Annotated in this window: 22 protein-coding genes; 6 read left to right on the top strand and 16 right to left on the bottom strand. The window is 67.0% G+C overall.

What is annotated here, in order from left to right:
* The first annotated feature begins 130 nt into the window (after window positions 1–130).
* Complete coding sequence (locus tag DES47_RS14450) at window positions 131–1810, top strand: sensor histidine kinase (protein ID WP_133701404.1); 1680 nt, start codon at window positions 131–133, stop codon at window positions 1808–1810.
* A 65-nt stretch (window positions 1811–1875) separates the two neighbouring features.
* Here DES47_RS14450 and DES47_RS14455 read toward each other — a convergent pair whose 3' ends face one another.
* The 14 genes from DES47_RS14455 to flgB form a co-directional block, all read right to left on the bottom strand.
* Complete coding sequence (locus DES47_RS14455; protein WP_166652002.1) at window positions 1876–2469, bottom strand: ANTAR domain-containing response regulator; 594 nt, start codon at window positions 2467–2469, stop codon at window positions 1876–1878.
* Window positions 2470–2554: 85 nt separating this feature from the next.
* Window positions 2555–5980, bottom strand: coding sequence for a PAS domain S-box protein (locus DES47_RS14460; RefSeq protein ID WP_166652003.1), 3426 nt, complete (start codon window positions 5978–5980; stop codon window positions 2555–2557).
* A gap of 114 nt (window positions 5981–6094) precedes the next feature.
* The gene (locus DES47_RS14465; RefSeq protein ID WP_133701406.1) at window positions 6095–7294 is read right to left on the bottom strand and encodes an EAL and HDOD domain-containing protein; all 1200 of its coding nucleotides are present in this window, start codon (window positions 7292–7294) and stop codon (window positions 6095–6097) included.
* A gap of 13 nt (window positions 7295–7307) precedes the next feature.
* The gene (flgL, locus tag DES47_RS14470; RefSeq protein ID WP_133701407.1) at window positions 7308–8507 is read right to left on the bottom strand and encodes a flagellar hook-associated protein FlgL; all 1200 of its coding nucleotides are present in this window, start codon (window positions 8505–8507) and stop codon (window positions 7308–7310) included.
* Window positions 8508–8528: 21 nt separating this feature from the next.
* Window positions 8529–10535, bottom strand: a complete 2007-nt coding sequence (gene flgK / locus DES47_RS14475; RefSeq protein ID WP_133701408.1) for a flagellar hook-associated protein FlgK — start codon at window positions 10533–10535, stop codon at window positions 8529–8531.
* Between the two features lie 23 nt (window positions 10536–10558).
* Window positions 10559–11449: a flagellar assembly peptidoglycan hydrolase FlgJ gene (flgJ, locus tag DES47_RS14480; protein WP_243748303.1), complete on the bottom strand. Its 891-nt coding sequence runs from the start codon at window positions 11447–11449 to the stop codon at window positions 10559–10561.
* A gap of 1 nt (window position 11450) precedes the next feature.
* Window positions 11451–12578, bottom strand: coding sequence for a flagellar basal body P-ring protein FlgI (locus DES47_RS14485; RefSeq protein ID WP_133701409.1), 1128 nt, complete (start codon window positions 12576–12578; stop codon window positions 11451–11453).
* A gap of 40 nt (window positions 12579–12618) precedes the next feature.
* Window positions 12619–13293 (bottom strand): flagellar basal body L-ring protein FlgH, encoded by a 675-nt coding sequence (locus DES47_RS14490; protein ID WP_133701410.1) that lies wholly within the window; start codon window positions 13291–13293, stop codon window positions 12619–12621.
* Between the two features lie 14 nt (window positions 13294–13307).
* Window positions 13308–14090 carry a flagellar basal-body rod protein FlgG gene (flgG, locus tag DES47_RS14495; protein ID WP_133701411.1) on the bottom strand — a complete coding sequence of 261 codons (783 nt, stop codon included), beginning with the start codon at window positions 14088–14090 and terminating at the stop codon, window positions 13308–13310.
* Between the two features lie 60 nt (window positions 14091–14150).
* Complete coding sequence (gene flgF / locus DES47_RS14500) at window positions 14151–14873, bottom strand: flagellar basal-body rod protein FlgF (RefSeq protein ID WP_133701412.1); 723 nt, start codon at window positions 14871–14873, stop codon at window positions 14151–14153.
* A gap of 34 nt (window positions 14874–14907) precedes the next feature.
* On the bottom strand, window positions 14908–16215 hold the full coding sequence (flgE, locus tag DES47_RS14505) for a flagellar hook protein FlgE (RefSeq protein WP_133701413.1): 1308 nt from the start codon (window positions 16213–16215) through the stop codon (window positions 14908–14910).
* 42 nt (window positions 16216–16257) lie between these two features.
* The gene (locus tag DES47_RS14510) at window positions 16258–16902 is read right to left on the bottom strand and encodes a flagellar hook assembly protein FlgD (RefSeq protein WP_133701414.1); all 645 of its coding nucleotides are present in this window, start codon (window positions 16900–16902) and stop codon (window positions 16258–16260) included.
* A gap of 39 nt (window positions 16903–16941) precedes the next feature.
* Window positions 16942–17367, bottom strand: a complete 426-nt coding sequence (gene flgC / locus DES47_RS14515) for a flagellar basal body rod protein FlgC (RefSeq protein ID WP_133701415.1) — start codon at window positions 17365–17367, stop codon at window positions 16942–16944.
* Between the two features lie 23 nt (window positions 17368–17390).
* Window positions 17391–17804, bottom strand: coding sequence for a flagellar basal body rod protein FlgB (flgB, locus tag DES47_RS14520; protein ID WP_133701416.1), 414 nt, complete (start codon window positions 17802–17804; stop codon window positions 17391–17393).
* Between the two features lie 149 nt (window positions 17805–17953).
* On the opposite strand from flgB, the gene flgA reads away from it, so the two are divergent.
* From flgA to DES47_RS14535, 3 genes are all read left to right on the top strand, one after another.
* Window positions 17954–18661: a flagellar basal body P-ring formation chaperone FlgA gene (gene flgA, locus DES47_RS14525; protein WP_133701417.1), complete on the top strand. Its 708-nt coding sequence runs from the start codon at window positions 17954–17956 to the stop codon at window positions 18659–18661.
* 138 nt (window positions 18662–18799) lie between these two features.
* Complete coding sequence (gene flgM, locus DES47_RS14530) at window positions 18800–19123, top strand: flagellar biosynthesis anti-sigma factor FlgM (RefSeq protein ID WP_133701418.1); 324 nt, start codon at window positions 18800–18802, stop codon at window positions 19121–19123.
* 38 nt (window positions 19124–19161) lie between these two features.
* Window positions 19162–19566, top strand: a complete 405-nt coding sequence (locus DES47_RS14535; protein WP_133701419.1) for a hypothetical protein — start codon at window positions 19162–19164, stop codon at window positions 19564–19566.
* A 49-nt stretch (window positions 19567–19615) separates the two neighbouring features.
* On the opposite strand, the gene DES47_RS14540 is transcribed toward DES47_RS14535, so the two are convergent.
* The gene (locus DES47_RS14540; RefSeq protein WP_133701420.1) at window positions 19616–20047 is read right to left on the bottom strand and encodes a DUF1841 family protein; all 432 of its coding nucleotides are present in this window, start codon (window positions 20045–20047) and stop codon (window positions 19616–19618) included.
* A 43-nt stretch (window positions 20048–20090) separates the two neighbouring features.
* Here DES47_RS14540 and DES47_RS14545 point away from each other — a divergent pair, with 43 nt between their 5' ends.
* Together DES47_RS14545 and DES47_RS14550 are read left to right on the top strand one after the other, a co-directional pair.
* Window positions 20091–20666 carry a malonic semialdehyde reductase gene (locus DES47_RS14545; RefSeq protein WP_133701421.1) on the top strand — a complete coding sequence of 192 codons (576 nt, stop codon included), beginning with the start codon at window positions 20091–20093 and terminating at the stop codon, window positions 20664–20666.
* A 44-nt stretch (window positions 20667–20710) separates the two neighbouring features.
* Window positions 20711–21406, top strand: coding sequence for a sulfite exporter TauE/SafE family protein (locus DES47_RS14550; protein WP_425057446.1), 696 nt, complete (start codon window positions 20711–20713; stop codon window positions 21404–21406).
* Here the strand turns inward: DES47_RS14550 and kefC are convergent.
* Window positions 21399–23234, bottom strand: a complete 1836-nt coding sequence (gene kefC / locus DES47_RS14555) for a glutathione-regulated potassium-efflux system protein KefC (RefSeq protein WP_133701423.1) — start codon at window positions 23232–23234, stop codon at window positions 21399–21401. The two genes, DES47_RS14550 and kefC, sit on opposite strands and share 8 nt — an antisense overlap.
* Window position 23235: the final 1 nt, after the last annotated feature.

Genomic DNA, 23235 nt, shown 5'->3' on the forward strand with positions numbered 1-23235 from the left:
TCATCGTCTGAACGGGATCAAACTTGACCGCCGATGGGGGGTGGCCGGCCTTGCGCGCGTGCAAAGATGCCGGCGGTGTGGCACAGGTCACATGATTTACGTCCTTACAATGCGCCGCATGGTGGATCGTGTGAGTGAACGGCGTGAGAGCGGTAGCCGCCGCCCCTGGTGGGGGGCGGTTCTCCTGCTGGCATTGCTGGCGACAGTGCTGCTGGCCCTGGGCCTGCGGGACGGCCTGGCCGCGACCGTCGCCGTGACTGCGCCGCCCTGGATGCTGGTGCTGCCGTTGAGCCTGATGTGCGGCGTGCTCCTGCTGCTGTTCGCCGCGCTGGGCTGGCATATGGGTGTGCGAATGACGCGCCAGCGCATGCAGGAGCCGCTGCGCGAGGCCCGCGTGCAGTTGCAGAACCTGGCGCAGCTGCAGCCGGACTGGCAGTGGCAGACCGATGCGGAGCACCATCTGGTGCGCTGGCAGGCGCCGCAGGGCTTGCCAGCATCGAGCTGGATCGGCGCGGCCGCTACGCAGACCCTCTGGGAGCGTTTCGTGCTGGTGGGGCCAGATCTTGACTCGACCGCACCGGTCAGTCGGCTGCAGCTGCGCATGGACGAGCGCGTGCCGCTGCAGGATGTGGTTGTGCAGGCCCATGTGGAGCAGGGCGCGGCGGCGCAATTTTCGGGCAGCTGGCGCTTGCGCGGCCTGCCCTGTTTCGATGCCAGCGGCCGTTTCAGCGGTTATCAGGGCACTGCCCATGCGCTGACGCCCGGTCTGGCCGCGGCGCAGGTCGCAGCCGATCAGCGCCAGTGGCTGCAGGCCCTGCCAGGGCCGGCACTGCTGCTGCTGGAGCTGAAGACCGGCGCGCTCGAATTGCTCAATGTCAACCAGGCCGCGGCCATCCTGCTGGGCCGCCGCGCCGATGAACTGCCTGGCCTGAGCTGGACGCAGTGCCGCGAGTTGCTGCCGGGGCAGGTGCGCGAGGCGCTGGCCGCGGTGGCCGACGGCGAGCCGGCGCCCTGCGGCGCCTGGGTGTTGTGCCGCACAACGCTGTCGCAGGACAGCGAGGGCCGGCAGCTGCTGGTCTCGCTGTGGCCACAGACGGTCGTGGCCGGGGCGCCCACGGGTGAGCAGCAGCCGCAGACGCTCAGCGATCACGAATCCTTCAGCTACACCGTGTCCCACGATCTGCGCGCGCCGATACGGGTCGTTGAGGGCTTCACCCGCATCCTGAAAGAGGACTATGGCCGGCTGCTGGACCGCATCGGCAACGACCATCTGGACCGGGTGATGGGTGCGGCCGCGCGCATGAACAGCATGATCGACGCGCTGCTGGCCCTGGCCCAGCTGTCGACCCAGCCCCTGGCACGCCAGCCGGTCAATCTGAGCCAGCTGGCCCGCTACATCTTCGACGACCTGCAGCGCAATGCACCGGAGCGCAGGGTCGAGGTGCAGGTGGCGCCGGACATGCAGGTTCATGGCGACCCGACCCTGCTGCGCGTGGCACTGGAGAATCTGCTCGGCAATGCCTGGAAATACAGCGCCAAGTGCGAGCTCTCGCGCATCAGCTTCGAACATGGCCAGCATGAGGGCCGCCAGGTCTATCTGGTGCGCGACAACGGCGCCGGTTTCGACATGCGCTTTGCGGACCGCCTGTTCGGCGTTTTCCAGCGCCTGCACAGCGCCAGCGACTTCCAGGGCACCGGCGTCGGCCTGGCCTCGGTGCGGCGCATCATCCGCCGCCATGGCGGCGACATCTGGGCGGAGTCGGAAGTGGGCAAGGGCGCCAGCTTCTACTTCACCTTGCCTATGCGTTGAGGGGCTTGGCCCCGGATTGCATCCGGGCTACCTGGCATCCGTAGCCCGGATGCAATCCGGGATCTTCAGCGCACCGCGCCCGGCAAAGCCAGCAGTTCCACCGCCTCGACCAGACGCTGCGCCTGCTGTTCCAGCGAACCACCTTCTGCCATCTGCTGCAAGCGGGCCAGGGCCTCGCCGCGTGGCAGCGAGTAGCGATGCATCAGCACGCCGACGGCGACCGACACCAGCTGCAACTCCGGCGTCGAGGCCATCGCCGCCGGCTCCTCGGCGGCGCGCGGCTGGCGCTCGCGCGTCTGCGCAAAGGCGGCCTCGACGGCCGGCACGATCTGGTGGATGTCCAGCGGCTTGACCAGATAGGCCACCGCGCCCAGGGCCTTGACCTGGGTGACGGTGTCTTCGTCGGCGAAGGCGGACAGGAACATGAAGGGAATCTGCAGATACTCGCGCAGATAGGCGGCGACGTCGAAGCCGCTCATGCCTTCCATGCGGATATCCAGCAGGGCCAGCTCGGGGCGGTGCTCGCGGGCCAGCAGGATGGCGTCGTCGCCGTTGTCGGCGTCTATCACCTCATAGCCGGCCTGCGCCAGACCATGGGTCAGCGTGGCCAGCACCAGCCTGTCATCATCAACGACGAGGATCTTCCCTTTGTTGCTCACGTGCCTTGTTCTCCGGCGCTGCAGGCCTGGGTCCGGTTCTGAACCATCAGCCAAGGCTGATTGTCTCTCAAACAGGCTGTCTGGCTCACAGTGGTTCCAATAGAGTGACGCCGGGTGGCTTCAGTTCCACGCTGCACAGGACCTCGTCGCCCTGCTGGACCATGGTGAACTTGGCGCTGCGGCGGGGCAGTAGGGCGCGCACCAGGCCCAGGCCCGACACGCCGCCATGCACCTTGGCCAGGGAAAACCCCTCGGGCAGGTGACCGCTGTTGCTGATCTGCACCAGCACCTGGCCCTCGCCGCAGACCAGACGGCAGGAGACCTGGCCCTGGCCTGATTCCGGACCGTCGCTGTGCTTGATGGCGTTGGTCAGCAGCTCGTTCAGCGACAGCGCGATCGGGATTGACTCGGCCTCGGGCAGCGCCCATCGATGGACCTCGTGGCCTTCGACGCTGAAGGCGATGCTGCGCCCGAACATGCGTTGCACCGACCCGGTGATGGCCTCGACCACGTTGCGCAGGCGCAGCGGTCCGGCCGCACCGACCTGCAGACCATAGACCTGGGCGATGGCCTGCACCTGGCCCACCGCCTCGGTGATGACCGCCCTGACCTCGGGCCGGCGCTGGGCGATCTGCTGCAGCAGGCCGGCCACTCCTTGCAGATTGTTCTTGATGCGGTGGTGCACTTCCTTGACCAGCAACTCGCGCTGGGCGATGGCCGCCTGCAGCCTCGCTTCCTCGGCGGCGCGCTGATCGGTGACGTCGCTGGCTACCAGCAGCAACTGGTCCGGTCCGTTCTGCGTCGCGCCCTCGGAGACATCGACCAGGGGCAGGTAGCGGGCGTCCCAGACGCGAGGCTGGCCGTCAACGCTGAGCCGGTACTCGCGCTGCGTGACCTCGCTGGTGTGCAGGGCGGCGCGCATGTCTTCGGCAATCTCCAGGCCCTTGTCCGACCCGAACATCTGCTCCGGCGTCAGCCCCAGCACCTGCTCGGCTGGCCGCCCGGCCAGCGCGGCGGCGACCTGGTTCAGCCGCTCGACACGCAGGCTGGTGGCGTCATGCAGGCTGATGGCAAGCGGCGCGGTCTCGATGATGCGCTGCAGTGAGGCCTGGGCCTGCAGGGTCAGTGCCTCGGCCTGGCGGCGGCGTTCGATGTCCAGCAGCGCATAGGTCAGCTGGCGGCCACTGGCCTCCAGGCCAGTCACCACCGCATTGCCGACGACCCAGAACTCGCGGCCGTCGCGACCGCGCAGCCGGCACTCGAAGGTTTCGGCCTGGCCCTCGGTCAGCTCGTCCAGATAGTGGGTCTGGCGCAGCGGGTGGTCGGGATCGGGTGTTGCCACGCAGCTCATGGGCTGGCCGACGAATTCGGCCAGGTCGCCGCCGAACATGCGCCGCGCCGAGCGGTTCATCCACTCGATGCCGCCGCGGCCCACGGTGACGATGCCCACCAGCACCGAATCCAGGATGGCACGGGTGCGCTCGGTCTGCAGCAGCAGCGATTGCTGGGCGCGCCAGCGCTCGTCGACGCTGACATAGGAGGCGATCACGCCGCCGCTGGGGTCGCCGTCATGCATCAGCCGCTTGCTGACCTGGACCCAGAAGCTGCTGCCGTCCTGGCGCTTGAGGCGGCGTTCGCCACTCCAGCGGCCCTGCCGGCGCAGGCCGTCCTCCCGGCCCAGGGTCTGATGGCGGTAGTCTTCCGCGCTCTCGAACAGGCGGGCATGCTCCAGCCCGATCAGCTCGGTGATGCGGTAGCCGCTGAGCATGGCCAGGGCGCCGTTGGCGCGCTCGATGCGGCCGTGGCGCAGGATGGCGATGCCCACATCCGACAGGCTGAACATCAGCTCGCGGTCGTGGGCAAGGGCCTGCAGCTCGGCCTGCTGCACCTTCAGCCGGGTGATGTCGGTGACGACGGCGATCGCCTCGTCCTGGTCCTGAGGAAACGCACGGCCGCCCGAAGTTTCCTCACCCCCCTCGGGGGGCGGACGCCGCGGAGCGGTGGCCAGGGGGGGGGCGTGACCCGGGGCGTTGGCGCCCAGCACGCGGCGCAGCGACAGCGACAGCCAGCGTTGCGTGCGCTCGGCCGTGGCCGGTTGCACGAACTCGGCCTCGAAGGTGGTGATGGCATCCAGCGCCAGCAGGGCGGTGGTGATCTGCGGCAGCAGCTCGGCCTGGGCAGCGAACAGCTGGGTCACCGTGGTGCCGGCCGGCATGTGCGCGGGCAGGCTCAGCATCTGCTCGAAGCGCTGGTTGCAGCGCACCAGGTGGTGGCCGCGCAGATAGGCGATGCCGACGCTGGTGCTGTCGATGATGGTGGTCAGCTCATGCAGCAACTGGGCATTGCGCGCCTGGGCCTGCTGCTGCGCCGTCACGTCCAGGGTCACGACCGAGGTGGTGCGCTGGCCCGAAGCCAGGCGGCCGGGCTCGACCCGGGTGAGCAGCCAGCGCAGGCCCAGCTCCGGGTGGCGCACCGCGTAGCGCACCTCGACCTTGTCGCCCTTCTTCAGCGCCTGCTGCAGGCGCTCGAATTCGGGCAGTGAGCCGGGCTCGACGATGTCGCGGCCCACGCCTTGCAGGCTGGCCAGGCTGTGCGGTGCGGCGCCACTGGTGGTGGCCTTGCTGCTGCGCGGGCGCAGCCAGCCGGCGTCCTGCTGGAAGGTGGCCAGACCGACCCCGGCGGTGTCCATCAGCGCATCGATCTGCTGGTGGGCGAGGTCGCGTTCTTCTTCGAGGCTGCGGTCCTCGATCACCGCCATATAGCGGCGATGGCCGGACTGGGTGGCATGGCAGCGCACCAGCGAACGCAGCCAGCGCGTGCGGCCCTGAGGATCGAGCAGGGTGCACTGGGTCTCGACCTGGCGCGCCCCGGGCTGCAGGTCTGCGCGCGGGCGGCCCTCATGCCAGCCCAGCAGCTGCTGCAGCGCGGGCGGCGCCTCGTGCAGGGTGGCCGGCAGCTCCAGCGACAGCGCGGCGAAATTGGCATTGCTGCGCAAGAGCAGGCCGGTTTCGTCAAACAGGGCCATGCCCATGGGGCTCAGGTCCAGCCACTGTTCCAGCTCGTGCAGCCAGCGCTCGGCATGCTCGCGGGCGGCATGTTCGGCCTGCCAATCGGCGGTGGGCTCGGCGGCTGCGATGGTGCCTGATGTGGCTGTGACTGGCGGGGCGGGCAAGATGCCGGCCGCATCGCCGACCCGCACCTGCAGCATCCAGCGCGCATCGTCCAGATGCCCGGCCTGCAGCCGCACCAGGGTCAGGGTTCCCATGCGGCCATCGGGCAGCGCCAGCTGCGGTGCCGGCGGTGGCAGGCGTTTGGTGTTCAGTGCCGTGCTGGCCTTGGTCAACCAGGCCAGCAGGGCACTGCCATTGCTGCAGCGCAGAGCTTCCGTGCTGCCGGGCTCGACGCCCAGCAGTTGGCGCGCGGCGGGGTTGAGCTCGCTGATCTGCAAGCGCCGGTCGAGCAGCAGCACCGGATCGCTGAGCACGCCCAGGATGCCGCGCAAGGCGGTCATGTCCTGGGGTAGCAGGGAGAGCTGTGAGGGCATTGTTGAGGGCAAGCTGGCGTGCCGGGCAGTGTACGCACCGGCCATGGGGTCAGTGGCCGGCCTTCGCACAGCACCCGCGCGTCAATCGAGCTGCTTGGCCTTGCCCAATGCGCGCAGCACGGCGTGGTTGATTTCCTCGGCGCTGAGCATCAAGGTATCGGCGGCGGCGCGGAAATCGAACAGCGACTCGGCCTCGATGGCGCGGGCCAGCTCCATATAGGGATGGTAGGGGCCGCTGTGCTTGGCCAGCGCCTGGCTGACGCGCTCGGGCACCGGCACGGTCTTCAGCAACTGGTCGAAGGGCTGATGCAGCATGCGGTCCAGCAACGAGAACATGCCGCAGATGAACATCTCGTCGCGTACCTCGGACTCGGCATTGGCACCGGCCAGCTCTTCCATCAGCAGGCCGCGGCGCACGGCCGCAAACATCACCGGCCGCATATTGGCGTCCTTGCTGGCCGTCGTCAGCAGCAGGGCCAGCCAGCGCTTCAGTCTTGAGTAGCCCAGCAGCATGATGGCGTGGCGGAAGGAGCTGACCTCCACCGTCAGACCAAACGCGGCCGAGTTCAGGTAGCGCATCAGCTTGAAGGCCAGCGAAGGGTCGCGGCGCAGCGTGGCTTCCATCTTCTCGATCGGCTCGGCCGCGTCAACGCGTGCCATCAGCTCGATGATGACCTGCAGATCGGCCTGCACCTCGCGCTTGCCACCGGCCGGCACGGCGCTGTGTTCCATCGGCCAGCCCAGCACGGCGACGGCGCCGCGGCGGAAGCTCGCCTCCATATCTTCCAAGGTATGCACGCTCGACTGCACATGCTCGATGCTGCGTGTCACGCCCGCGGCCGGCGGGGTGTCACCGAGGCGGCGGTCGTCCTCAAGATCGATGATCGAGTACTTGAAGCAGGGCAGCACGTCGCGCGGCAGCTCGGACAGCGGCCGCCCCTTGATCAGCAGCGTGTTGCCGTTGACACGCAGGGACAGCAGCGCCTCGGCATGGGCCGGGTTGCAGGCGATGAAGGCGGGCACCTCTATCATCAGATTGGCGCTGGGCTTGGCCTCCATCAGGTCGTGCAAGAGGCTTTCGCTGACCACGTTCAGCGACACCAGGCCGCCCTCGGCCGGCCAGACCTCGTTCACCGCGGCCAGCAGCGGCGCGGCGGCGACGCTCGCATCGGGCCGGATCGGAAACACCGTCAGGCGCGTGGCCATGACCATGCGGTTGCGGTCTATCATCGGCGAATAGCCGAGAACGACCTGGTCCAGGATGGGGTGATTGCTGGTCATTTGGGTGTTGCGGTCAACCGTTCAGATACTGGAACAGCGTCAGTCGCTGCACCATGGAATAGGCCTTGAGCGCGGCGTCATAGCCGGTCTGCTGGTTCTGGAAATCCGAGATCCCCTGCACCATGTCCAGATCCTCCGCGTTCGATTGCTCGGTCTGACTGTACAACTTCTGCGACGCAAAACGCGACTCGGTGCCGTCCAATCCGTTCATTGCTTCGCCCAGCTCGCTGCGCACCGACAACATGCGGGCCAGCGAGGCATCCAGGTCGCGCAGGCCGGTGGTGACGGTCTGCGACACCTCGCCCATCGAGCGGCCCAGCGATTGCAGGTCGGCAATCGTGCTGTCCAGCGAGGCGAAGATGGACAGCGAGTCGCTGGATGGCACGATCTCGAAGCTGTCGCCGTCGGCCGGTGCCCCCATGATGTTGAAGGCCATGCCGTCCACCTCGATGGACTGGCCGGGCTTGAACGGCCCGGCGGCGGCGGTGGGGGCTCCGTCCTTGAGCACCGCATAGGTGCTGGTCGCCCCCGAGCCGCTGAACTGCACGCTGTAGACGGTGCCCGTGGTCAGCGCCAGCTGGCTGGGGTCGGTGACCGTGCCCGGGCCTATCCAGGCGGTCGTGCTGTTGGTGTTGCGGGTCTCGAAGATGCCGTTGCCGGTGGGGGCCTGCAGCCAGGCGGCGGCGCCGTCGACGCTGAGCGGCATGTTCTCATCCTGGCTGCCGCGGATCGCGCCGGCCGTACCCTTGTAGGCCACGCCGCCGGCGGTGTCCAGGAACGGGGGGCTGGCCGCACCCTGGCCGCCGAACAGATAGCCACCGGTGCCATCGGGCCGGTTGGCCACGGCCAGCAGCGACTCGCGCAGGCCGACCAGACGATTGGCCAGTACGGCGCGGTCGGTGTCCTTGTAGCTGCCATTCCCGGCCGAGACCAGGGTCTCGCGGATCTGCTGCATCAGCTCGACCGCGTCACCCATCGCGCCCTCGGAGACCTGCATCGCATTGCGGCTGGACTCCAGCGAACGCTGGGTGGCGTCGATGCGGTTGATATTGGCCAGCGCGCGCTCGGCCTGGGCGGCGCCGGTGGGATCGTCGCTGGCGCGCTGGATGCGCTTGCCCGAGGTGAGGCGCTGCTGCGCCTCCTGAAGCTCGTTCTGGCGGCCTTGCAGGCTGCTGACCCCGGAGGCAAAGGAATTGTTGGTGCTGACGCGCATGGTGCTTGACTCCGAACGGGTTTACCTGCCGGCCACTTCGAGCAGGGTGTCGAACACCGACTGGGCCACTTGCAGGACCTTGGCCGCAGCCTGGTAGCTCTGTTGAAACTGCATCAGCCGCGCCGCCTCCTCGTCGAGGTTGACGCCGGCCTTGCTGCTGCGCTCCTGCTCGGCGGTGGCGGCCACGCTGCTGGAGATATTGGCCTTGGTGGCCGCACCCTGCACGCGCACGCCGATGTCCGACATCGCCGAGGCATAGGCATCGGTCAGCGTGGCGCCGCCGGTGATGCTGCCGTCGGGCTGCAGCTGCTTGCCCACCATGGTCTTGTCGCGCAAGGCCAGGAAGGCCAGCGCATTGCCATTGTTGGTGCCGGGCAGGGTGGTCTTGTCGACGGTGAAGGTGTCGCCCGTGCCGCCGCCCACCGGGCCCTTGGGCACGCCATTGAGCTTGAGCTGGAAGCCGTTGAGCGTGATCGGCTGGCCGGGCACCCAGGTACCGGTGCCGCTGTTGACGACGGCACCGCTGACACGGTCGACGAAGTCGTAGCTGTAGTCGCCAGTGTCCGAGGTGAAGGTGATGTTGACCCGCACATCGGGCGTGACGGCGGGGTCGGTGCTGGGCAGCACGGCGGACACGCCGGCGATGGTGCCTGTGCCCTTGTTGTTGGCGCCCGTGGTGCCGGTCACCGGCGAAGCGGCGGCCAGGCCGTTGGGCTTGTCCATGATGCGCTGCATCTCATTGGCGGCGCGGGTCACCGGCTGCAGCAGAAAGCGGTCGGTGGCACCGGGCGGTACGGCGCCGAAGCTGATCTTGAAGCCATCGACGGTGTCGCCGTCGACCACCAGCTGCTTGTTGCCGTCGCTCAGTCGCGTCAGCTGGTAGCTGCCCGGCGTGCCGGCGGGGTCGGCGACGAGCTCGTAGCTGCTGGCCTTGAGTTGGTTGGCATCGGTGATGCTCAGACCTATCACCGAGGTGAACGAGCCACCGGGGTCGCGTGCATTGCTTGCAGCGGCCAGCGCCAGCGGTGCACCGACGCTGAACAGCGGCGCGCCCGGCGAGCCGGCGGCGCTGGTCAGGTCCAGGCCCAGGGCCTGCTGCTTGTTGATTTCGCTGGCGAAGGACACAGCCAGCTGACCGACCAGATTGCGCGCGGTCTGCAGATCGACGTTCTGGTACTGCAGGATGCCGGCGATGGAGCCGCCGCCGAGCGAGTTCTCGTCCAGCATGCGGGTGCCGTTGGCCTCGGTGATACCGAGCTGCACACGCGCCGGGTCGTACTCGTTCTGCAGCACGACCAGGTCTTGCGAGGCGCCGCCCAGCACCAGGCGCTGGCCGCCGCCGACGAAGACACCCATGGTGCCGTCGGTGGCGATCATGGTCGAGACCTGTACGTACTGGCTCAGCTCGGAGACCAGCTGGTCGCGCTGATCCAGCAGGTCATTGGGGGTGTGGCCGCCACCCTGCACGGCGGCGATCTTGTTGTTGGCCTCGACGATCTGCTTGGCGATCTGGTTCACCGTGGCCACCGTGGTGCGCATGTCCATGGCCACGCCATCCTGCAGCGCATCGAGCTGCTTGCCGGCATCGTTGAAGCGAGCCGCCGCCTCCTGGGCTCGCGCCAAAGCGGACTGGCGTGCCGACGGGTCGGCCGGATGGGTGCTGACGTCCACCATCGAGTTCAGCAGCTGGCTGGCGGCATGGCCCAGACCCTCGGCGCCGGTGCCGAATACCTTCTCCAGCTGGCTGAGCTTGCTGCTGCGCGCCGCGTCCATCGAGGAGACCGCGCGGGCGGTGGCGGCCTCGCGGGTCAGGAAGGCGTCGTGCGAGCGCGTCACCGTGGTCACATCCACACCCTTGCCGAAGAAGCCGGCACCGGTGTACTGGCCGGTCGAGTTGGACAGCTCCACGCTCTGGCGCGAATAGCCCGCCGTGTTGGCATTGGCGATGTTCTGGCCGACGGTCTGCAGGGCCGCGTAGTTGGCGAACATCGCGCGCGTGCCCAGCGAGATCAGTGCGGAGGTGCCCATGGCGTGCCTTGTTCAGTGCGCCATCAGGCCACCATCTGGCGCTGCAGGCGCAAGGTGGTGTTGATGACCTTGGTGAGCTTGTCCGCGTAGGCGGGGTCGGTGGCGTAGCCGGCCTTTTGCAGGCCACGCGCAAAGCTCTCGGGGGTGGCCGCATTGGCCACCACATTCTTGTAGCGCTCATTGCCTGTGAGCAGATTGGCGTAGTCGCGGAAGCCCTCTTCGGTGCTCGCATAGGCGCGGAACTTGGCCATCACCTTCTGCGGCTTGCCGTCGATGTACTCGGTGGTCTGCACCTCGGCGACAGGGCCCTTCCAGTTGGCCCCGGCCTTGATGCCGAACAGATTGTTGGCGCTGGTGCCGTCCTTGTGGGTGATCTCGCGCTTGCCCCAGCCCGACTCGTGGGCCGCCTGGGCAATCATGAAGCTGGCCGGAATGCCGGTCTGTGCCGCCACTGCCTTGGCCGCGCTGTCATGCTGCTGGATGAATTGCGACACCTTGGTCGGTACGTTCTTTTGCGCCAGGGCCGGCAGTGCTGCACTGGCCGCCTTGGCCGTGGGCGGCTTGCTGCCGCCATCCATCTGGCCCAGCTGACGTTCCAGGTGCTTGGCGATGGCGTCGGCCAGACCGCCGCGCATGCCGCTGAGCTTGGACGAGTACTGCGTGTCCAGCATCTCGGTGCCCAGCTGGGTGGCCGAGTTGTCCAGCATGCCGGTGCTCATTGTCGAGGCCCGCATGCTCTTCATCACCTCCTGCATGAACAGGGTCTCGAATTGCTTGGCCGTCTCCTTGATCGCCGCCTTGGGGTCGCGGGCGGCGGCGGCGCGCAGGCCGTTGATCGAGCGACCATCGCTGGCCAGGCCCTGGTTGGCCATGCCGACGGTGCTGGTAGCGCTGATGAAGGGCGAACCGGCCATGTCAGATCACCTCCAACTCGGCGTTGAGAGCGCCGGCCACCTTCATCGCCTGAAGAATGGCCAGCAGGTCCTGTGGCGTGGCGCCCATCGCATTGAGCGCCTTCACCACATCGGCCAGCTTGGCGCCGGCCGGCAGCTGTATCAGCGCGCCGGGCTCCTGCTTGATCGAGATATCGGTCTTTTCGGTGACCACCGTCTGGCCCTGCGACAGCGGCCCGGGCTGGCTGATCACCGGCGTCGAGCTGATCGTCACCGACAGATTGCCATGGGCCACGGCACAGGCGGCCAGGGTCACCGCCTGGTTCATCACCACCGAGCCGGTGCGGGCGTTGATGACGATGCGGGCGGCAGGGGAGGCCAGGTCCAGCGAGAGATTTTCCAGATCGGCCAGGAAGGCGACGCGCTCGCCGGGGTCCTTGGGCACCTTGACGCGCACGACGCGGCCGTCCTGGGCCTGGGCAATGCCGGCGCCCTTGGCGCGGTTGATTGCGCCGGCGACGTCGCGGGCGGTGTTGTAGTCGGCCGAGTTCAGGTCGAGCTGGATGAACTCGCCGTCCTGCAGCGGCGTGGGCACGGCGCGCTCGACGGTGGCGCCGGCCGGTATGCGGCCCGCGCTCAGATGGTTGATCTGCACCTTGGAGCCACCGGCCGAGGCGCCGGCGCCGCCAACGATCAGGTTGCCCTGGGCCAGCGCATAGACCTGGCCGTCGGCACCCCGCAGCGGCGTGGTGATCAGCGTGCCGCCGCGCAGGCTCTTGGCATTGCCCAGCGAGGAGACATTGATGTCCAGCGGCTGGCCCGGCTGGGCGAACGGCGGCAGCTGGGCGGTGACCATCACCGCGGCCACGTTCTTCAGCTGCATGCTGGCACCTGGCGGCAGGGTGATGCCAAACTGCTGCAGCATCGCGTTGACGCTCTGGCCGGTGAACGGGGCCTGGGTGGTCTGGTCGCCGGTGCCGTCAAGGCCCACGACCAGGCCATAGCCGGTCAGCGGATTGCTGCGCACACCCTGCACATTCGCCACTTCCTTCAGGCGCGCGGCCTGGGCGGGCCACCAAAGGGCGGCGCTGGCGGCGAACAGGGCGACCGCTATGGAAAATCGCAGCAGCTTGTCGGTGGGGGTTTGCATGATGGTTGCCGGTACTCCTAGCAACCGATTCTGGGCAAACTTAAATGGGTAGAACGTTCAAAAAGAACCGTGACAGCCAGCCTATTCCCTGCGCTTCGGCCTGCTGGCCGCGCCCGCGGTGCTCGATGCGCACATTGGCGATATTGGCCGAGGCGACGGTATTGCCGGTCTGGATGGCACGCGGGTCCACCTGGCCCGAGAAGCGCAGCACATCGACGTTGTGATTGACGCCGATCTGCTTCTCGCCGGCAATCATCAGGTGGCCGTTGGGCAGCACGCCGGTGACGATGGCGGTGATGGTGCCGGCGAAGTCATTGGTGTTCTCGGTTTCGCCCTTGCCGGCGAAGGTATTGGCCGAGCTGCCGGTGGCCGCGGCGCGGCCAAAGGAGTTGGGCGCGATGCCGGGCAGGGCGGTGATGCCGGCGTTGATGCCGCCGGTCTTGTTGATGGTGCTGTTGGACTTCTGGCTGGCGCTGACCTTCTCGACGATATTCACCGTCAAGGTGTCGCCGGCGATGCGGGCGCGGTGATCCTCGAAGATCGGCCGGTAGCTGGCCTGCTGGTAGATCGCTCCGTTGCGTGCGATGGGCAGCGGCGTGGCGTCGGGCATCACATGCAGCGGGCCCTGCACATCCACCTTGGGTGGTGGCAGCGGCGTGGTGCAGGCGCCCAGGGTCAGCGAGGCGAGGGCCAGGTAAACAGCGGTGTACTTCATGATGGCGTGCCCAATCAAAGCTGGCCGAGCTTTTGCAGCATCTGGTCGGAGGTCTGGATGGCCTTGGAGTTCAGCTCGTAGGCGCGCTGGGTCTGGATCATGGACACCAGTTCCTCCACCACATTGACGTTGGAGGTTTCCACATAGCCCTGGCTCAGCACACCCAGGCCATTGGTGCCGGCCGCACCGGCGGTTGGAGTGCCCGAGGCGACGGTCTCGCCGTAGAGATTCTGGCCACGCGGCTCCAGGCCGGCCGGATTGACGAAGTTGGCGAGCTGGATTTGGCCCACCGTCTGCGGGGCCGTCTGGCCCTGCAGGGTGATGCTGACCGTGCCGTCCTGGCCTATGGTCACGCTCTGCGCGGTGGGCGGGATCGTGATGCCGGGTTGCAGCACCAGACCGTTATTGGTGACCATCTGGCCGTTCTGGTCCACCTGGAAGGCGCCATCGCGGGAGTAGCCGGTGGTGCCGTCGGGCAGGGTGATCTGGAAGAAGCCATGGCCCTTGATCGCCACATCCAGCGTGTTGGTGGTCTGCTGCAGGCTGCCCTGGCTGAAGTTGCGCGAGGTCGCCACCGGCCGCACGCCCAGGCCGACCTGCAGGCCGGTGGGCACCTGCGTCTGCTCGGTGTTGTTGGCACCGGCCTGGCGCAGGTTCTGGTACATCAGGTCCTCGAACACCACATGGGCGCGCTTGTAGCCATTGGTGCCCACATTCGCGAGGTTGTTCGAGATGGTGTCCAGCTGGGTCTGCTGGGCCTCCATGCCGGTCTTGGCAATCCATAGGGAGCGGATCATGGTGGTTCCTTTAGTCAGTTGAGGTCAGAGCTTGCCGGGTACGTCAAGGTCTGACCCCAATCAATTGGAGAGCAGCTTGGCCGCGGCCTGCTCATTGCCCTGTGCGGTCTGCAAGAGCTTCATCTGGTGCTCGAACTGCCGTGCGGCGGAAATCATCGCGACCATGGTCTCGACCGGGCTGACGTTGGAGCCTTCCAGCGCGCCGTCCTGCAGACGCGCGTTGGCGTCGGCCGGCAGATCGCCATCGGCGGCGCGGAACAGGCCGTCGGTGCCCCGGGTCAGCGCGGCCTCGGGCGTGACCAGCTTCAGCCGGCCTATCGTGGTCGTGCGGCCATTGCCGGTCTTGGCGCTGATGGTGCCGTCGCTGCCGATCGCCACCTCGCTGTTCTCGGGCACGGTGATCGGCCCGCCGTCACCGAGCACGGTCAGACCGGCCTTGGTGGTCAGCAGGCCCTCAGGGTTGACATCCAGCGCGCCGGCCCGGGTATAGGCCTCGGTGCCATCCAGCCCCTGCACGGCCAGCCAGGCATTGCCCTTCATCGCCACGTCGAGGTTGTTGCCGGTGGTGTGCACCACGCCGGGGTCGCCGTTGTAGCCGGTGGTCGTCTCCAGCGCATAGACGCGGGTGCTGGCGCCGTCGCCACGCACCGGCACGGCGCGAAACGCCGCCATCTCGGCGCGGAAGCCACCGGTGGACACATTGGCCAGGTTGTTGGCCAACACGTCCTGGCGGTGCAGGCTGGCCTTGGCGCCCGCCATCGACAGGTAGATCATGCGGTCCATGGCGTGGCTCCGGAGGTGTCAGTGAACAAAAGGGTCAGCGCAGATTGACCAACGTCTGCAGCACCTGGTCCATCGTCTTGATGGTTTGCGCATTGGCCTGGTAGGAGCGTTGCGCCGTCACCATATTCACCAGCTCGGCGGTCAGATCCACGTTCGATTCCTCCAGCGCGCCGGACTGCAGCTTGCCCAGGTTGCCGTCGCCGGGCACGCCGACGATGGGCTCACCCGAGGCGAAGGATCGGTTCCAGGTGTTGCCACCGGTCTGCATCAGGCCCTGCGGGTTGCGGAAGTTGGCGACCTCGATCTGGCCGGCCGGCTTGGACTGGCCGTTCGAGTAGCGTGCGGTGACGACGCCGTTGTTGGCCACCGAGATGCCCGACAACTGGCCCGGCGCATAGCCGTCCTGGAACACATTGGTCACGCCGAAGGCGGCGCCGTACTGGGTGGCGGTGCTGAGGTCCAGCATCACGCCCGGAATCGCCAGTGTCGGTGCGCCCTGGGCATTGGTGGAGGCGGGCACGTCAACCGCAACCGCCGCAGCCGGCGTGATGCCGTTGATCGAGGTCGGTGCGCTGCCGTTGGCCGGGAACACCATCGTCACCGTCGGGGCGGTGGGCAGCGGGGGGACAGCGCCGTCGTTGGGGAAGGGCACGCCGCTGGCGGTCAGGAAGATGTTCCAGGTCGTCTCGTTGGTGGTCGGGTCGGTGGCACCCTTCTGGAAGTAGTAGGTCAGGGCCACGTCCTGACCCTTTTCGTCGAACACCGTCAGCGAGGTGGCATTGTTGTAGGTGGCAGGGTCGTTGAAGACGATGGGCGCGCCTGCGGCCGGCACCGTGCTCTTGGCACGCGAGTCCAGGTTCAGCTCGACATCCATCTTGCTGGTCACCGCCGGCTTGATGCCGGCCGTGGGCAGTTGCAAGGGGCTGGCGGTGCCGGGCTGGATCACGCCGGTGCCGTCGGCCGGATAGCCCATCAGCTTCAGGCCCTGGTTGTTGACGATGAAGCCGGTGCGGTCCAGCTTGAACTGACCGTTGCGGGTGTACATGGTCGGGTTCTTGCCGTCGCTGACCTGGAAGAAGCCGGCGCCGTTCATCGACAGGTCCATCGGGTTTTCGGTCACCGTAATATTGCCCTGGGTGAACTGCTGAGCCACCGTCGACAGGCTCACGCCGATGCCGATATTGCTGCCGCCGGCGCCGTTTAGCGCGGTGGCGAACACATCGGCGAACTCGGCCCGCGAGGACTTGGCGCCATAGGTGTTGGCATTGGCGATGTTGTTGCCGATGACCTCGAGGTTGCGGCTGGTGGAGTTCAAGCCTGAAAGACCTTGCTGGAAGCTCATGATGATTCCTTGTTCAGTGGGGCCGTGCTAGACGCTGCCGGTTCAGTTGAAAGACTTGACGCTCGAGTAGTAGACGAGGCCCGCGTTTTGCAGTTCGAGCTGCAGCTTGTTGTCCGAGGTGCTGATGGCCATCACCTTGTCCTGGGCCAGGGTGGTGCTGCCCACGGTGCCGGTGCTGGTGGTGGCGGTGATGCGGAACTTCAGGCCGCTCTGGTCGGCGTACTTGCTGGCATCGACGCTGAAGCTGTGGCGGCCGGCGGTCTGGTCGCCGAGCTGCTGGGTGTCGAGCACCACGCCGGCGGCGTTCAGCACCTCCAGCTTGACGGCGCGCGCGGTGGCATCAAGCTCGTAGGCGCCCACACCCTTGCCCTCGTTGATGGCCAGGCGGTCGCCCGGGATCAAGACGTTGTGGCCGACCATGGCCACGCTCTGCAGTGCCTGCATATTGGCGAACTGGCTGGTCAGCGACTGGACCGAGCCATTCAGCGTTTCGATGCCGCTGACCGTCTGGATCTGCGCCATCTGGCTGGTCACCTGGGCGTTGTCCATCGGGTTCATCGGATCCTGGTTCTGCATCTGCGTGACCAGCAGCTTCAGGAATCGGTCCTGCGTGTCCGCCTGATTCTTGGTCAGCTTGGGCGTGCTGCTGAAGTCGGTGCTGGTGTCGCCTACGGTGCCTACTGCCATGATGGTGTCCTAGGGTGTTGATGCCGGGTCAGAAGGCCTTCAGCCCTGGCCCATTTGCAAGGTCTTGAGCAGCAGGCTCTTGGCCGTGTTCATGACTTCGATGTTGTTCTGGTACGAGCGCGAGGCCGAGATCATGTTGACCATCTCCTCGACCGCGTTGACGTTGCTGTAGGTGACATAGCCCTCGGCATCGGCCTGCGGATTCTTCGGGTCGTGGATGCGCCGGCCCGGGGTCTGATCTTCGGTGATGGTGGAGACGCGCACGCCGGCCGCGGCCGGGTCGCCGGGCGCTCCGGTGGCGCCCATCATCTCGGTCTGGAACATCACCTGGCGTGCCTTGTAGGCCTGGCCGTCGGGGCCCGCCACCGTGTCCACATTCGCCAGATTGCTGGCCACCACATTGAGGCGCTGGCTCTGCGCGCTGACGGCGCTGCCTGAAACCTTGAAGATCTGGAACATGGACATGAGCGGCTCCTGTTTCGGCGTGATCAGGAAGCGTTGTGCGACTTCATCGAGTCCAGCATCGTGCGCACGCTGCCGTTGATGAAGCGTAACGTGGCCTCGTACTTGATCGAGTTGTCGGCGAAGCTGGCGCGTTCGCGGTCCATATCGACCGAGTTGTTGTCCAGATTGGTCTGGGAGGGGGCGCCGTAGAGCATTTGCGCATCGCTGCGCGCGCCTGCCGGCGGGCTGATGTGGCCGGCCCGGGTGGCGGCCATGCCGCTGTTTGCGCCGAGGCTGCCGGTGGCCTCCTTCAGCGCCCGGGAAAAGTCCATGTCGCGGGCCTTGTAGCCCGGCGTGTCGGCGTTCGCAATATTGCTGGCGATCAGGCGCTGACGCTCGGAGCGCAGCACCAGCGCTTGGGTCTGGAAATTCAGCGTGTCGGTCAGTTGCTTGATCATGGCGGTCCCCAAAGTCACCGACGGGAAGACCCATGCGGTGATGAGAAGGGATTGTGGACAGCACCGGCCAAAACATTAGCGGGAATAGCAAGGCCATTGGCCCTCATTTCGGACCCTGAGCGGAGGGCCGGCGCTTCTAAAGTGCTGACATGTCCCGCACCCTGCGCCCCATCCTGCTATCAGCGTTGCTGTTGGCGCTTGCCTGCCCGGCCTCGGCCCAGCTGGCGCTGGGTGAGCCGCTGGCGCGTGAGCTGCAACAGTTGGCCGAGCAGGGCGCCCGGGCCGGTTTGCCGGCCAAGGCCCGGGTCGAGATACAGCTGGGTGAACTGGACCCGCGCCTGCGCCTGGCCCCCTGCCAGCAGGTTCAGCCCTATCTGCCCAACGGCATGAAGATGTGGGGCCGCACCCGAATCGGGCTGCGATGTGTGCAGGGCACATCGAAATGGAATGTCACGCTGCCGTTGACCGTGCAGGTGTTTGCACGGGCGCTGGTGGCCAAGTCCCCCCTGCCTGGGGGGGTGATTTTGTCTCAAGCCGATCTGCACGAGGCCGAAATAGACATAGCTGCCGATGGTGGCGCCGTGTTTACTGAGGCTAAAGGTTTGGTCGGACGCACCCTGGTGCGTTCCGTCAATGCCGGTGAAGCAGTTCGCAGCAGTTTTCTCAAACAACGCCAGTGGTTCGCCGCTGGTGAAACTGTAAAGGTGCTGGCCATTGGGCAGGGTTATGCCGTTGAGGGTGAAGGTCAGGCCCAGGGGCCGGGCACAGAAGGACAGGAAGTCCGCGTGCGCTTCGAAAGCGGGCGTGTTGTGACCGGCCGGGCGACAGGGGAGAGAAAAGTGGAGTTGCAGTTATGAATCCGCTTCAACCCTGTGGTGCACTGACCACTTCAGACGGCAAAATGTTCTCGGAAAGTCCTAAAGTCCCGGCTGCACGGGTCGAAATACCGTCCATATGGATTGGTAGGGCTCCGTGTCCCGCCTTTGGAGATCAGCATGAAAATTGGTAACAGCCCCGAAAAGGTCGCCCCGACCAGCACCGAGCGGGTCGCTTCCGGCGACGCCAACCGCACGGCGGCGGGCGCCAAGGCATCAGGCGCACAGGCGGTCGAAGCCAGCGCCCAGGTGGAGCTGTCGAGTTCCGCCTCCAAACTGCTGGATGGCGTTGGCGCCGCCGGTGACGGCGACTTTGACGCTCAAAAGGTCGAGCGCATCTCCCAAGCGATCTCGGAAGGCAAGTTCACCGTCAACGCCGAGGCGATAGCCGACAAGCTGATCACCAATGCCCAGGAAGTGCTGGGCAAGGTGTCTTCGCACTGACAGCCTCCGGCCTCACAGCCTTCAACCAGGTCACCCGCATGCCCTCCCAGCCATTGCCCACCGCTGCTCCCGCCGTCGCACTGGGCACGGAACTCGAAGCGCCGCTGCTGGAAGTGGAGCACTGCCTGGCCGATCTGGGCGAAGCGCTGCGTCAGCGTGATGGCAATGCCATCGAACTGCATGCCAGCGATCTGCATCGCGCGCTGGCCAGCGCCGTCGAACGTTTCTCCGAAGCTGCCCGCAGCGGCGCCGTGCCGCCGGTGCTGCGCAACCGCCTGGCGACCGCCAGCGGCCAGGTCGCGGCCCAGCGTGAATCGCTGGCCCGCGCCACCGCCGCACTGGACCGCGCCATCGATGTGCTGATGCCCGACGAGAAGACCGGTGTCTATTCCTCCCGAGGCACGGCCGAACGTGCTCCGCGCGGGGGCGTGATACGCGCCTGAGCCAGTTCCAACTCCACATCAAGAGCCACGCACTGCGTGGCTTTTTTGTTTATCGGGTGGCGCGGCTGCGGATGCGCTCCAGATAGGCATGGCCGTCGGGCGGCAGACCACTGCGCTGCGAAGCCCAGATCATCTCGCCCAAAGCGTCCATCGCCACATGGTGGGCTTCATGCAGCGAATTGCGCTTGACCGCGAGCAACTCCACCGCCTGGCGCACGCCGTGCGGCTGGTCGATAGCCACCTGCTCGCTGATGCTCAGGTGCATGGACAGGTGCAGGAAGGGATTGGTGCGGCCGTCCTCGACGGTGTAGACGGCGGCAAGCGCGGCCGCCTTGTCAGCCAGCTCGGCGTGGTACTCGGGGTGCTCGTCTATCCATTGCGCGGCCAGCGCTTCCATCGGCGTCAGCGGCAGGCGTTCGAGCTGCTTGGCATAGGTGTCGCAAAAAAAGGCACGGACGTCGTTTTGGGATGGGGCATACATCCGACAATTGTCGCCTTCCCAGCTTCTTCTCGCTCGCAACCCGATGCAAACCACTACCGAACAGCTGTTCACCGAGGCCCGCACCCAGACCGGCTATCTGGACAGGCCGGTCAGCGACGCCACCCTGCGCCAGCTGTATGACTTGCTGAAATGGGGCCCGACCTCGGCCAACAGCTCGCCGGCCCGCTTTGCCTTTGTGCGCTCGGCCGAGGCGAAGCAGCGGTTGATGGCCTGCATGGACGCCGGCAATGTCGAGAAGGTGCACCAGGCGCCGGTGACCGTGATCATCGGCATGGACATGGCTTTCTACGAGCAGCTGCCGCTGCTGTTTCCGCACACCAATGCCCGGGTCTGGTTCGAGGGCAAGGCTCAGAAGATTGCCGACACTGCGTTTCGCAACAGCACGCTGCAGGGCGGCTATCTGATACTGGCGGCGCGGGCACTGGGCCTGGACTGCGGGCCGATGAGCGGCTTCGACAATGCCCGCGTCGATGCCGAGTTCTTCGCCGGCACCCCCGTGCGCAGCAATTTCGTCTGCTGCCTGGGGCAGGGCGATGTGACCAAGCTGCATCCGCGGAACCCGCGCCTCAGCTTTGAGCAGGCTTGCACGCTGCTGTGATCACCGAACCACTGTTCTATGCGGTGGCCGTGCCCGCCGTGCTGATGATGGGCATGTCCAAGAGCGGCTTCGGTGCCGGCTTTGGTGCGTTGGCCGTGCCCTTAATGTCGCTGGCCATTCCAGTGCCGCAGGCCGCGGCCATCATGCTGCCGCTGCTGGCGGTGATGGACGGCCTGGGCGTGACCGCGCTGTTCCGCGACGCCGACCGCGCGCTGCTGAAACTGCTGCTGCCGGCCGGGCTGCTGGGCACACTATTGGGCACGGCGCTGTTCTCGGTGCTGTCGGCCGGTACGGTGGCCGCCGTGGTGGGAGTGCTGACCTTGTTGTTCGTGGCCCAGCGCCTGATCTGGCCGCCGAGCCCTGCGGCCGTGCAGCCGCCGCGCTGGCTGGGCGCCCTGCTGGGCCTGGCCTCGGGCTTCACCAGCTTCGTCTCTCATGCCGGCGGCCCGCCCATCATGGCCTATGTGCTGCCGCTGCGCCTGCCGCCGCTGACCTTCAGCGCGACGATGGCGGTGTTCTTCACCGCCATCAATCTGTCGAAGTGGATTCCCTATGCCTTCCTGGGCCTGATCGATCTGCGCAATATGAGCACCTCGCTGGTGCTGCTGCCGCTGGCGCCCATCGGCGTGTGGACCGGGTTGAAGCTGATGCGGCGGGTTTCGCAGCAGCTGTTCTACCGCCTCGTGACGATAGGCATGACGCTGACCGGCGTGGTGTTGATCTGGCGCGGTCTCAGCTAGCCTCGTCGCTGCGCGACCAGCCCTTGCCCTTGTGCTGCTGCGCCATCAGCCGCTCCTGGGCGAACTGCTCCTCCAGCTGCTGACGGCCCTGCTTGGTCATCGCGATCAGCTGGGCCTCGTCGCGATGGTGGGGGAACAGCTTTTCGACCTGGCTGACGTTGTGATTGCGAAAGCGCATCGCCAGGGTGCGCGCCTCATGGGGCTCGAAGCCCATCAGCTCCAGCACCGAGCGGGCGCTCATCAGCGCGGCGTCCAGCGTCTCGCGCTCGATCAGGGTCACGCCCAGATCGCGCAGGCCGTAGTAGTGCTGCACATTGCGCGCCCGGGCCACCACCTGCAGCTGCGGGAAGTGCTCGCGGGCCAGCGCCGCCACCTCCAGGCTTTGCGCCATGTCGTCGATGGCCAGCACCAGCACCCGGGCCTTGGCTGCACCGGCGGTGCGCAGCAGGTCCAGCCTCGTCGCGTCGCCATAGAAAGGTGTCCAGCCGAACTTGCGCACCGTTTCGATCATCTCGGCGTCATGCTCCAGCACGGTGGCCGGCAGGCCGTTGGCGAACAGCATGCGGCCGACGATCTGGCCGTAGCGGCCGAAGCCGGCAATGATGATGGGCGCATGCTGGTTCTCGCTGATCTCCTTGAGCTTCGGTCTTGCATTGCAGCGCACGGCCAGCCAGGGCTCGAACCAGCGGTCGCTGGCCAGCAGCAGGGCCGGTGAGCAGAGCAGCGAAATCGCCACCGCCGCCACCAGGGTCGAGGACTGGCCGGCGGTGATCAGTCCGGCCTGCACCGCGGCCTGGAAGACGACGAAGCCGAACTCGCCGCCCTGGGCCAGCAGGATCACGAACACCGGTCGCTCCTGCAGCGGCAGGGGCATGAAGCGTGCCATCAAGGTCAGCACCAGGCCCTTGATCAGCAGCAGGCCGATCACCAGGCCGGCGATCAGCCAGGGCTGGTCGCGCAGCACGGCCAGCTCGATGCCCATGCCGACGGCAATGAAGAACAGGCCCAGCAGCAGGCCCTTGAAGGGCTCGATATCGGTTTCCAGCTCGTGACGGTATTCGCTCTCGGCCAGCAGCACGCCGGCCAGAAAGGCGCCCAGCGCCATTGACAGGCCCACCGCCTGCATCAGCGAGGCGGTGGCCACGACCAGCAGCAGGGCGGCGGCGGTGAAGATCTCCGGTGTCTTGCTGCGCGCGATCCAGCGCAGGGCCGGGCGCAGGAGCAGGCGGCCGCCGAGCACGATCGCGGCGATCACGCCAACGGCCTTGGCGGCGTCCATCCAGCCGTTCGCCTCGGGCCGCGCCTCGCCTCCGATCGCCAGCAGGGGCACCAGCGCCAGCAGCGGAATCGCGGCAATGTCCTGCAGCAGGGCCACGCTCAGAATGCCCTGGCCGGCACTGGTGGGCGCCAGATTGCGCTCGGCCAGCACGGCCATGGCCACCGCGGTGGACGACATCGCCAGGCCCAGCGAGGCCACCAGGGCCATGCGCCAGGGCACGCCGAAGGCGATGGCCACGGCCGTCATCAGCGCCGCCGAGCCGAGCAACTGCACCGTGCCCCAGCCGAAGATGGGCCGACGCATCGCCCACAGCCGGCGAGGCTCCAGCTCCAGGCCGACCAGGAACATCATCAGCACGACGCCGAACTCGGCAAACTCCAGGATCGCGTGGGTGTCGGTCACCAGGCCCAGCACGCTGGGACCGATGACGATGCCGGCGGCCAGGTAGCCGAGGATCGAGCCCAGGCCCAGATAGCGGGCCAGGGGCACGGCCAGCACGGCGGCGGCCAGGTAGATCAGCGGGCTGGTCAGCCAGGAGGAATGTTCCATG

This window comes from Roseateles toxinivorans (assembly GCF_004362525.1).
Lineage (GTDB): Bacteria > Pseudomonadota > Gammaproteobacteria > Burkholderiales > Burkholderiaceae_C > Paucibacter > Paucibacter toxinivorans.